Origin of the sequence: uncultured Shimia sp. (assembly GCF_947493595.1) — a bacterium.
Lineage (GTDB): Bacteria > Pseudomonadota > Alphaproteobacteria > Rhodobacterales > Rhodobacteraceae > Shimia.
Window position 1 is genome coordinate 232,483 of record NZ_CANLRL010000005.1, and the last position, 11,010, is coordinate 243,492.

Below are 11,010 nucleotides of genomic sequence, written 5' to 3' on the forward strand. Positions count from 1 at the left end.
ATGTTCAGTGGCTCACGTTGACCGGCCCCGCCAGTCGGGTGCCTGTGACTTGAGCAACCGTTGCAGGGGCGCCAAGGTCAACCACGTTTGGAGCGGGGCAATACTCGATCGAGCAAGGCAGGTAATAGAGATCCGCTTCAGCCGCGAAAGTTTCGGCGTTTTGCTCCATCTCGCCACGATAAACGGTGACGTTCATGCCTTTAGGCGCCCCGCTTTCGACGTCCGCAAGAAAGGCAAACATCTGGATTTCAAAGCGGTTGCCATCGACCCTTGTGATGCTGGCCGGACTGTCGGTGAATTTCACGCCCGCCGCGCCAAACATCCAACCGCCCACAATGTCGGCGGTGCCACCCGCATTGACATTCATGATGTTCTGATAGGCGGCCCCGTCAGGCAGCACCCCGGTGACTTCGACAAACCAGCTGCCACGAATGAACAGGATGGGATCGCCAGAGCCTTCGTCCACGTAGTGCATTTTGCTGCCTTTCACCTGCACGAAGCGTGCGGCAAATGGGAGGTCGACATGGCGATTTTGGGCGCACCGGCGCGCAGCCCATTTTTTGATTATCGCCAGATCTCTGAAATGAGTTTCCCTTTGGTGGCTGCCCCGGATCTGATTGCGATGTCGCCTGAAGCTATCAGCAAAGCAGAGTTGGAGCGGCATCCACAAGTGGTGGCCAAGCCGAGTGACGAAAAGGCGCCGAACACCGGTTTGTTGGAGGCGGCTCCCAAATTGTTCGTGAATGACATGTCTACCAAAAAAGACCTGCTGCTGGCCGGCTTGGGCTGGGGGCGGTTGCCAGATCACATGGTGGAGGCGGAGATTGCGCGGGGAGATTTGGTGTGCCTGCCGACACTTGGTGATTTAACCTTGCCAATCTGCCTGACCAAACGCGCCGGCCAGGTATTGGACCCCGTGGGACGACGGATCTGGGAGCAGCTGTAAGGAAAAGAGTGATGCCCCGCCATCAAGTGGCGCTGTGAGGAGACAGATGTGGGCGTGAACTGCCCTGCCTGAATGGTCCATTTGAACAGGCAGCAAAGACAAACTCCGCATCGGCCCTGCCTAAAACCCACGGAACACATCACATCAGCAAACTAGACATTATTTCGATAGGACTGGGGGGACAGCCCTACGTGCTGAGAAAACGACCGCGTGAAATGAGCTTGATCACTGTACCCGGACAAAAATCCAACCTCCGCAAGCCCTCTCCCAGGCTCCTCGCAAAGAAGCTTGGCGGCACATTGCAATCGGGTGTCTGCGATCAAGCGAGAGAAAGTTGTGGCCTGTTTGGCGAGGTGACGTTGCAAACTGCGCTGAGACAGACAAAGTTCTTCAGCAACCTCACTCAGATACCACCTGCGGAGTGGATCTGCGGCCAATAGAGATCGGATGCGTGCCGTAATCTCTGTTGGTTCCCCGGCTGACGCAAAGGCCTGCCTTGGTGCGGCAGAGACATCACCTACCTCCAGAATGACCCTTCTGTCATCTGTAGGAACGGCCGGTGGAAACCATGTTTCATTTTGCCTCCAAACCTGACCTCGTAAGGTGGCAACCGTCACAGGCGCTGAGGATACAATTTCCATGAGGTTGGTCAAAACCCCGACAACCAAAAGAGTTTCTGCCTGTGATGGAAGCACCGATCCGGAACTGGCTTGGTGGTGAAGCACATATTTGCCCCGCTCCTTGGCTTCAAAATGCAACCTATGCCGCCCATGGGTGAAGGCCTCCATACGCGTCCAACGTCGATGCAGATCCTCAATGGTTTTTGCCTTTAACAAAGCCTGTGCCAAAGGCTCCGGCGGAAGTTTGCGAACGGCATCGGAGACACGCAGAAGCGACACTGGCCCAAGTCTTGTTATAACCTCATCCAAGACCTTGCGTTTCTCGTGAATAGGCACATGCGCGCCACTTGAGGACGGCACATCAAAGTGAATCCCCTCTTGCTTAAGCCCCAACGCAAGGATGCGCATCATGGCAGCGGACGCGAAATTGTCACCAGAGTCGTATGAAGTCATGGGCACCTGTCGCTCATTTTCGCTGCAAGTAGTAAACAGAAGCCGGCGGCAGATTTCGAGGCACAAATGCCACGCGATGTGCAACCAGACCAAGCTGCTCCAATACCACCTGTTTCACCGGACAGCGCATCCCATAAGTAAACAGCCGAAAGCTGGCGGCAGGTTTTAGAACAGAAAAACTTGCCCGAAGAATACCGCAGACCTTTTCAGGCGGCATGGATAGCAACGGCAATCCGCACAGAACCGCCGCGGCCGGGGTATCAAACGGCATCAGGTGCGAGACGGACTCGGCGTCGTCACAAACAATCCGGAGACCAGGAATACGCGAGGTCAACGCCTCGGCAAGACACGGGTTGCTTTCCACCGCAAATATCTGTTCCGCGGCAATGCCTCTCCGGATGAGCGCCGCTGTGAACGCCCCTGTTCCCGGTCCCAATTCAATGATCGGCCCCTCTTCAGCCTGAATGTTTCGGGTGATCTCGGCCGCCAAGTCCGTTCCTGAAGGAGCAATGGCGCCTATGGACAGTGGTGACTTCACCCATTCGCGGAAAAACAGGCCAGAGTGGCTCGCGGAGATGTTCTTGCCCCCTGTCTCACTTGGCAACAACGTCATAATGCAAACTCCGACGGCACGACGGGAAACCGCGTTGGGCGCATGCCTGTGGCCGCACGGATGGCATTGGCAATTGCACCTGGCCCGGCCACAATCACCGTTTCTCCTGCGCCGGAGGGGGCGTGTGATCGCTCAACCAGGTTCACGCTCATCTTTGGCACTTCGGGCATGGCCGGGATGGGCGTTTCCGAGAAGTGATCCGCAACAACACCGCCATTTGACACCGGCAACCCGTCATGCAGTACCAGGCCGACACTCCACGCCAAATTCCCCTCACATTGCGCGCGCACCTGATCGGGATTGATCACCATGCCACAATCATGTGCGCACCAAAGTCGGGTTACGCGAATTGTGCCATCTGGCGCAACAGACACATCGGCAACCACTGCCGCATAGCTGTGCTCTTTGTAAATCCCACATGCGACCCCACGTCCTTTTCGCTCCGTGCTGTCTTGGTTAGGCGCATGACCCTGCCAGCCCGAGCTCTCCGCAACACGCTGCAAAACCGCTTTTAGCCTCGGGTCCTGCAAATGCCGTAACCTAAACTCGACAGGATCGGCACCAAGGGTCCACGCCGCTTCATCAATCGTGCACTCAATCGCCAAATTATTGGGTCCCGCTCCAAGCCCACGCCATGGTCCGGAATGCACTGGAAGGCGAACCAAATCATAAGACGCACGGGCCCGTGCCACCTGGTAGGGCATCTTCATGCCACGTGCGACACCGGGATCGCCAGCAGCCAAATTAGTGCCTGCTTGCATCCAGGCAGGAATGCCTGCGGATGTAAAAATGATATGTGACGACATCTGTTGGTGATCCCAGTCCGTGAGCCGCCCCTCAGATAACCTGAAGCGCACCCGATGAGAGGACGGCGGGCGGTGATAGGCTCTGGAAAGCTCCTGTGACCGCGTCCATTGGACTTTGACACGCGTGCCGCTTTCCCGCGCCAGAAACGCAGCCTCCACTTCGGCGCGGCATAAGACTTTGCCACCGAAAGCGCCTCCTACCCGCATGGACTGAACCCGAACGTTTCCGGGCGCCATCCCAAACCGATCGGCCAGCTCATCACGAATGTAAAACGCGTCCTGCGTACCAGTCCAAACCGTCAGCGTGCCATTTTGCCATTCTGCCACTGCGGCGCGCGGCTCAATTTGCCCATGCGGTGCAAAAGCGAAATCATAACGAAAACTCCCGTCCCAAGCGCCCTCTTCCACAGGGTCATTCATAACCGCATTTTTTAATCCGGTGGGAGACAGTGCCTTGTCGATGTCGATCGCGGCCTCCATGTCCAGAATATCAGGCGCACTGTCCAAATCCCACTCAATGGCGAGCGCCTCGGCAATCTGACTCAAAGCGTCTGGATGGCGTGCAATGATGCCAAGACCAACCGTGTGGCCTCGCGGCCCCGGCACCTCCTCGACCAAGGCCACAAATCCCGGCACTGCCTTGGCCGCCGCAGCGTTCCACTTAACGGGACGCGATCCAACATCTGTTGTTACTGGCGCAAATAAAACCCGACCATGACGCATGTCAGCCCCAACCATGTCCGCGGCATACAAGGGCCGCCCCTGCACGATGTCGCGCCCTTGGACCAGTTCCGGAGACACACCAACGACCCCCTCGCCCTTGAATGCGCTCAACTCGGAAGTCGGGCGTGGGGTAACAGTCACCAAGCCATGATCGCGCCCCTCCTTGATCGCGACTCTCAAACTCGCGCAGGCCTGGGCCAGCGGTTCAGCAAACTGTGCAACCGACTCGCTGCCAACGGTCGCCTTCACCCGCGGCAAGTTCGTGTCATGTAATTGAACCTGCACCTTGTCCCACGCGACGTGCAATTCGGAACAAGCAACCTGCTTAAGCGCCGTGGCAATGTGCTGACCCATTTCGACCCTAGGAAGGGTCAATTCATATGCGCCATCTTTGAAACGAATCCACCCAATCGCATCGCCGGCAGTTGGCGCAGGCCGCTTGGGCAAAACAGGCACCTGGCTCCACACCGCCGCACCCAGACCAATCACCGCAACAAGACCGCCGCTCGCGGCGCGCAACACATCACGTCGGTTCATCTTTTTACCTCCGCGACACTGTGAATTGCAGCGCGAATACGCTGATAGGTGCCACATCGGCAGAGGTTCCCCTCCATCGCATCCTCGACCTCGTCTGACGTCGGTTGCGCGTTTTCACGCAACAATGCGACGGCCGACATGATCTGTCCGGCTTGGCAATACCCACATTGCGGCACAGCATGATCCAGCCAGGCTTGCTGCACGGGATGCAGGGGGCCGCCGTCTCCGGCCAGCCCTTCAACTGTCTCAACGCGCGCGCCCTGCACGCTATCGGCAGACGTAATACATGAGCGTATGGCGACACCGTCCACGATGACCGTGCAAGCGCCGCACACACCTTCACCGCACCCCAATTTGGCACCAACCAGTCCAAAATAATCCCTGAGCAGAAAAAGTAGAGAGCCCTGCCGCCAAGGCTCCGGAATTACCTGATTTTCATTGTTTAGAAGAATTTTCATCACAGCCCTCGCTCGTGCTTTCGGTCACTAAATAGGCTGCAGCACACGTCCGGTATTGAACGATCGCGCCATTGTCAGAGCTTTGGGGCACGGCGCTGGACAAGGCATAATTGGGCCGCACGTGTATTCCAGCTTCACGCCGATCCGGCGATACCCTTTTCGGCATCGCTTGGCCGCGATGAACTTCAATACCATGCGTTTTCAAGGGTCATCAGGCGGGCGCCCCGGTGTGGTAAGATAACTTGATCCCGCACCACCCGGAACGCAACTTCCTGCAGGCGCTTGAGCTTGGCATTCTTCGCTTGGAGCGCCTTCAGCTGGGCCGATCATTGCAATACCCCTACGCCACCATTCCCCGATTGGACATGTGGCGCGTGCCTTGGCTCAGGTCACAGCCTGCACAAAACTTTGCGGAGTCTCCGATTGCAACGCTACCGTTGCTTTGGAGACTTGGTTGGTAGTTTGAGGCCTGAGCCCCAAGTTTCCTCCACGGTGCGGAGAGTTCTTGGGGTAGGTTTGATGGCCTTACGCAGCCAGTTTGTCCATCATTCTTTTCTCAGCAAATTCTCTGGGCGTCAGGTTTCCGAGCGCCGAATGTGGTCTGTGGGTATTGTAGTCCTCCTGCCATTGTTCCAGCTTGAGGAAGTGGCCCACGAGATTTGGCAACCAATACCGACCCTGGAGCGGTGCGATGAGTTGCTTTTTGTCGGGGATTGGGTAGGCTTGAGCTTGTTTCATCCCAACGATCTAGGACAGCCCGGATGCAAAAACTGTACATCGCGGACGACAATGTCGAGTTTGCGGAGTATTTGGCGCATGTTGCAACCCGAGACGGGTGGGAAGCTGAAATATGCAGCAACGGCCTCAAACTTTTGGAAAAATTGAAAAAAGGTGACGAGCCGGCTTTGTTGCTTGTTGATATTAACATGCCACATATGGACGGGATCGAGGTTATCTCCGGAATTGCGGCGCTCAACCGTCCAATGCGTTTGCGCTTTATGACCGGTGGCGGGGCGCCGTCCATGGAAGCGGCAAAACTGATTGCGCAGGCGCGTGACATTGATGTCGGCGATAGCATTCATAAACCGCTGTCTCGAGACTTTCTGAGAGACCTACTACAAACCGAAGCTGGCGCTTTGGCTCAGATGCAAGCGCAATCTTTGTGAAGCCTCCCCCATTGGCAAAAAGGCGTTTGTCAACGACCGGGCGCTAAGGGGACGAAAGCTCGCACGGGCCCTGGACCGCTCGCCTCACGTTCGTTTGATGTCCAAAACTTGGTGCACTTTGTCCAGTAACGTTGCCCGTTGAAACGGTTTGTTGATCAGTAATCCATCGCTGACCAATTTTTGAATCTCGACAGATGAATTTTCCGCAAACCCCGTGGTGTAAAGTACCTTGATGTCGGGCTGCCCTTTTTGCGCGAGCGCGGCAATTTCAATCCCGTTGAGGCCTCCCGGCAGCACCATATCTGTGAACAAGAGATCGAATTTCTGACCGTCTTGCAGTTGTTGGGCCGCTTCCTGGCCATTCCCCGCCTCTTGGACGGTGTAGCCGTGAGCTCGCAATATGGAAACCGAGATACTCCGCACGGCAGCATCGTCTTCGACCACCAGGATGTGCCCGACGCCCTGCGCATGCTTTTGCGCATTTTGAATTGTCTCCACTTCAGCCACCACGTCGCTGGAGCGGGGCAAGTAGAGACTCACAGAGGTCCCATGACCTTCCTCGCTGTAGATCGTGACGTGTCCGTTTGACTGTTTGGCAAAGCCAAAGACCATGCTGAGGCCAAGACCACTGCCTTTGCCGACATCTTTTGTTGTGAAAAAGGGCTCAAACACTTTGCGTTGAATTTCCTCTGACATGCCCTCCCCAGTGTCACTCACCGTCACCTGTACATAGTCTCCTGGGGTCACCTCTGTGGATTGTGCCGCGTAAGACTCGTCCAAAGTGGCATTTTGAGTTTCAATGGTCAGTCGCCCGCCGCGCGGCATGGCGTCTCGCGCATTCAGAACGAGATTTAGCAGCGCATTTTCAAATTCATGAGTATCGATCAACGCGGGCCAAAGGTCGTCTGGGCACGCAACAGCCAGGTCGATGGTGGCCCCCAGCGTTCTTTGCAGCATGTCGTCGAGACCGCCAATCAAATCACATACATTTGCCGGAACAGGCGCCAACGTCGATTGCCTGGAGAAGGCCAACAGTCGCCCGGTTAGCGAGGACGCCCGGTCCACAGCCGATTTAATGGTCTTGATGAATTTTGTAGCGTCTGGTGTCTCGTCTGCCAGATCTTCTAGCAGCTCTGTATTGCCAAGCATGACCGCCAGCAGGTTGTTGAAGTCGTGTGCCACCCCACCTGTCAGCTGGCCAACCGCTTCCATTCGTTGGGATTGTCGGAGTTGGTCTTCAAGCAATTTTCGGTCCGATACATCGGATTGCACCGCGATAGCCAAAGCCCCATGCACCGAGTGCTCAAAGCCGGTCACAGACAGCTCACTGCTAAACAGTGATCCGTCCTTGCGCACGTTGAGCACTTCTCCTTCCCATCGCTCGCCCTTCAGAATTTTGTCGGCAATGGTCGATGAGATCTGTTCGGGGGTGGAGTCCGTTTTGGCATTGAGCACGCTAACAACCTGACCTGTGAGCTCGCCGCGATCATAGCCAAATGTGGTATCAAGCGATGCGTTTGTGTAGATAATCGCCCCATCAGACACCCGGGACACCAGCACGCCTTCGCCAACAACTTCGATGATCTCGCCTCGGAACGTGAGCTCTGTTTCCGCATTCTTAAATTCGGTAACATCCAGAATACTGACAGGAATACTGTTAAATCCCGCCTCTGTGTCAGGCAGAGGGAGCGAAATCACACCAATGATTTCCTCTCCAACTAGTGTGTGAAAAACGGTCTCTGCCCGGAACATTCTGTGTTTGTCCCAAATCGCACAGAGCTGATCCTCAAACATCTCAAGTGTTTCTGGACCAAAAGTCTTTTTGGCCTGTTGCATCAGCTCATGTTCAGACGCTGCCCCGAACAGTTTCAAAGTTGCGTCGTTTGCGCTCAGTATTTCTATTGATGTGAACAACTGCCATGCCGTTTCCTCATTCAGATCGAGGTAGCGCCGCAGATCATCTACCCCTTCGTTGCGAAGTTGATTGAGCGATCTGATGACCTCTGAGTAGTCGGCGTTGGATAGAGAGACCTGACTGTTTGCGATCAGCCGCCGATATCTCTGTTCCTCTTCTTTGAGGCGCAGCAGAGCTTGGGCGCGGTCAAAGGAAAGCTTATTGTACTCAAGCGCAATCTCACCCAACTCGTCATTTTTGTGCTCTTTGCTAACAGGCAGTTCTGCTGCCCCTTCGTGGATATGGTCAGCGATCTCCCGAAGCGGCTTGGTCAGCATTCTGTGGTAAAGTAAGGCAAGCACGGTCGCCAACAAGAGGTTTCGGAGGACACCAAACCCCAGGACAAGCCCGGAGCGTTTGAAGAAGTCTCTGGCAATAACATTGGTATCGACTCGGATTATTAACTCACCCGCATAGAAGTCGGTTTCCTCCTCCAACAGTTCCGTTGAGTACGACTTGACCTCTCCAAAAATCCCTTCTGCCAGCCAAGACAGGGAGGTTTTCAACTGTGGGCGCGTTCGTGAATACATCGTGTCGCCGTAGCTATCGATGATGGTCGCTTCGGAAATCGCCAACTGATGAAACACGCCGTCCACGACGGTCTGGGCCAACTCTTTGTCGAGTCCAAATGCGGCTTGATATGCGGAGTCCTTCAGTATTTTCAGGGACTGTTCAAACGTCGTGTCGATTTGTAGAATTTCACGTCGCAGATCCGAGAATATCTGGATGGCACTGAAGCCTATGCCCAATACAAAACCGACAAGCACCGCAACACGTGCCTGACGAAACGAAAGGCTATTCGTGAACTTTGTGCGCGACGTGTCGTCCGGATCCGGCACTATTTGAACTCTGGTGGAATATAACGCTGCAGAAGGGCGTCGATCGCCCCTTCATCTCTCAGGGCACTGGTTGCCTGATCCATTTTTGCCAATATGTCGTCCGAAACCTGACCTTTGACACATTGCAACCACAAGGAGTTGCTTTCGACAGGAAAGACGACACCTATGTCATGCCGTTTTACGTTTTCAGTTGTAAAGCTATGATAGAGACTAAGCGCCGTTCCAGCAATTGCATCGACCCGGCCAGCCCTCAGCAAGTCAATGCTTTGCTCGTAACCGTTTGTCAAAACACGTTCAATTTCTGGCTCTGACATGACCGGGGACCCACGGAATGTTCCGCGCGGAATTGCCAGGCGTTGGCCGCGTAAATCACTGAGTTGAGTGATTTCAAATTCCGGGCGCGTTGCAATAATGATTTCCAGTCGGTCGTGAATTTCGGAGACTTGGGCCAAATGCTCCAAGGTCCACGGGGTTTCCAGCGCAACCACACAATCAGTCAGGCCGCGTTCCATGTTTTTGATCACCCGTGCAATGGGCAGCACGCTGTTGTTAATCGGAACATCCGCGCGATCAGCAATGGCCGTGGTGATATCCAAAAATAGCCCGTGGCGGCCTTCGGGATCATCGTGAAGCACATAAGGCGCAAAGTCGAACGTTCCAAACTCTACAGTGTCCGCAGTACTCGCGTTCGCTCCGAAGATTGTGACAATCAATGACACCACATAACTCAAAGAATGCTTCATAACAAAATGCCCCGCTCTATGTCCGTTTCAACAATGGCTCTCCTCAGGACCGAGATGAGTTTACGTATGTTGTTACTTTTTAGGGGGGCGGATCAAGCCCCTGAAAATAGGATCTCTAAGCCGCGGCTCACAACACCTAATGGTCCGACCCAAATGGAGATGTTTATGGTGTTAGGCTCAGGACTTCGGAAACGGGAGTGGCTCAGTAAAGCCCTTTCTTGCAAACGTTTGGATCCCTCAGGGCGGGTCATTCATGTTTCTTGCCGCCCCAAAATTCTATCGCAAGTGCCCTGTGAGATCCTTCGAGTGCATGCTTCGGTTCGTGGTCAACACTTTGGTTGCCAACATGATGCTGGTTCGACGTAATTCCGATTTACCTATATCAAAGGCGTGCTCGACAAAGGCCAAAGACGGTCCTGACCGCAGCATCATCGGCCCCGCGTCCTCTTGGGACCTCATGAACCTGTGTTCAAGAAGATAACGGCTGAAGTTTCATTTCATTGGGCCGATTTTGGTGCGACATCTGATTTGAAGACAGTGCCATCGATCCAAATTCGGTAGAGTTTGACCGCGATACGGCGAGCCAGGGCGACCATGGCAATCTTGTTGCCCCAGCGCTGTGCAAGCTGCGCTCCCCAAGTTCTCAGCCAGGTCGCCCAACATCTGGGCGGATCTGCCTTTGTGGCCCCACCGTTTCCAGCGGTTGTAGAGCGTCTTACGCGGGCCCTAGGTAGCAGGAGCATCCCGCTACCGTAAACCATTGCGGTTTACAATTGGTCCCACTCAACACACACCCACCATCAACGCGTGGCCTGCCGTGGGACGTCGGGCAGAAGGGCTTTAGACGTACATCTGCGTATCCGGCAGCCAAAAAAGATCAAACATGTTCTCATCGAAGTTGTTAAAAAGCGGATCTTAGGCATCGATTTATGAGGATGATGCCGGAGACGATTGGCGGCAGAAAAGGGTCGAGAACCTGGGCACGGCCGGCGTGGGCACGACCGCCGCAATGTCGTGCACCGTCGTCACGGCGCCGGTCACCTTGGTCTTTTGGCTATCTCTTACGAGCCTTTGACATTGATCTACATGTAGAATTGGCGGGTATTTTGTCGTTGGGATTGTCTCGGAACGAACGAAGCCGCCTTGCGGCGG

10 protein-coding genes and 1 pseudogene are annotated in these 11,010 nt (G+C 55.0%); 2 read left to right on the plus strand and 9 right to left on the minus strand.

Annotated features, from left to right (window positions below; all coding sequences use genetic code 11):
- Window positions 1-4: 4 nt before the first annotated feature.
- Window positions 5-475 carry a hypothetical protein gene (locus Q0955_RS14110; RefSeq protein WP_299425163.1) on the minus strand — a complete coding sequence of 157 codons (471 nt, stop codon included), beginning with the start codon at window positions 473-475 and terminating at the stop codon, window positions 5-7.
- A gap of 48 nt (window positions 476-523) precedes the next feature.
- On the opposite strand from Q0955_RS14110, the gene Q0955_RS14115 reads away from it, so the two are divergent.
- Window positions 524-946, plus strand: a complete 423-nt coding sequence (locus Q0955_RS14115) for a LysR substrate-binding domain-containing protein (RefSeq protein ID WP_366140688.1) — start codon at window positions 524-526, stop codon at window positions 944-946.
- Between the two features lie 152 nt (window positions 947-1,098).
- Here Q0955_RS14115 and Q0955_RS20900 read toward each other — a convergent pair whose 3' ends face one another.
- The 5 genes from Q0955_RS20900 to Q0955_RS14135 all read right to left on the minus strand — a co-directional run bounded on the left by Q0955_RS20900 (window position 1,099) and on the right by Q0955_RS14135 (window position 5,894).
- Window positions 1,099-2,019, minus strand: a complete 921-nt coding sequence (locus tag Q0955_RS20900; RefSeq protein ID WP_366140689.1) for an AraC family transcriptional regulator — start codon at window positions 2,017-2,019, stop codon at window positions 1,099-1,101.
- A gap of 13 nt (window positions 2,020-2,032) precedes the next feature.
- Entirely contained in the window at window positions 2,033-2,509 is a 477-nt protein-coding gene (locus Q0955_RS14120) for a methyltransferase domain-containing protein (protein WP_299425166.1), read from the minus strand.
- A gap of 119 nt (window positions 2,510-2,628) precedes the next feature.
- Window positions 2,629-4,698 (minus strand): molybdopterin cofactor-binding domain-containing protein, encoded by a 2,070-nt coding sequence (locus tag Q0955_RS14125; RefSeq protein WP_299425168.1) that lies wholly within the window; start codon window positions 4,696-4,698, stop codon window positions 2,629-2,631.
- On the minus strand, window positions 4,695-5,156 hold the full coding sequence (locus Q0955_RS14130; protein ID WP_299425169.1) for a (2Fe-2S)-binding protein: 462 nt from the start codon (window positions 5,154-5,156) through the stop codon (window positions 4,695-4,697). The genes Q0955_RS14125 and Q0955_RS14130 overlap by 4 nt, the downstream gene beginning before the upstream one ends.
- A gap of 525 nt (window positions 5,157-5,681) precedes the next feature.
- Window positions 5,682-5,894, minus strand: coding sequence for an integrase core domain-containing protein (locus tag Q0955_RS14135; protein ID WP_299425171.1), 213 nt, complete (start codon window positions 5,892-5,894; stop codon window positions 5,682-5,684).
- Between the two features lie 23 nt (window positions 5,895-5,917).
- Here Q0955_RS14135 and Q0955_RS14140 point away from each other — a divergent pair, with 23 nt between their 5' ends.
- On the plus strand, window positions 5,918-6,322 hold the full coding sequence (locus Q0955_RS14140) for a response regulator (RefSeq protein ID WP_299425172.1): 405 nt from the start codon (window positions 5,918-5,920) through the stop codon (window positions 6,320-6,322).
- An 84-nt stretch (window positions 6,323-6,406) separates the two neighbouring features.
- On the opposite strand, the gene Q0955_RS14145 is transcribed toward Q0955_RS14140, so the two are convergent.
- From Q0955_RS14145 to Q0955_RS14155, 3 genes and pseudogenes are all read right to left on the minus strand, one after another.
- A complete protein-coding gene (locus Q0955_RS14145) occupies window positions 6,407-9,115 on the minus strand; it encodes a PAS domain-containing sensor histidine kinase (RefSeq protein ID WP_299425174.1) in 2,709 nt (902 codons plus the stop codon).
- Window positions 9,115-9,858, minus strand: coding sequence for a transporter substrate-binding domain-containing protein (locus Q0955_RS14150; protein ID WP_299425175.1), 744 nt, complete (start codon window positions 9,856-9,858; stop codon window positions 9,115-9,117). The genes Q0955_RS14145 and Q0955_RS14150 overlap by 1 nt, the downstream gene beginning before the upstream one ends.
- 645 nt (window positions 9,859-10,503) lie before the next feature.
- Window positions 10,504-10,743, minus strand: a pseudogene (locus Q0955_RS14155) (transposase); the annotation flags it as partial.
- Window positions 10,744-11,010: the final 267 nt, after the last annotated feature.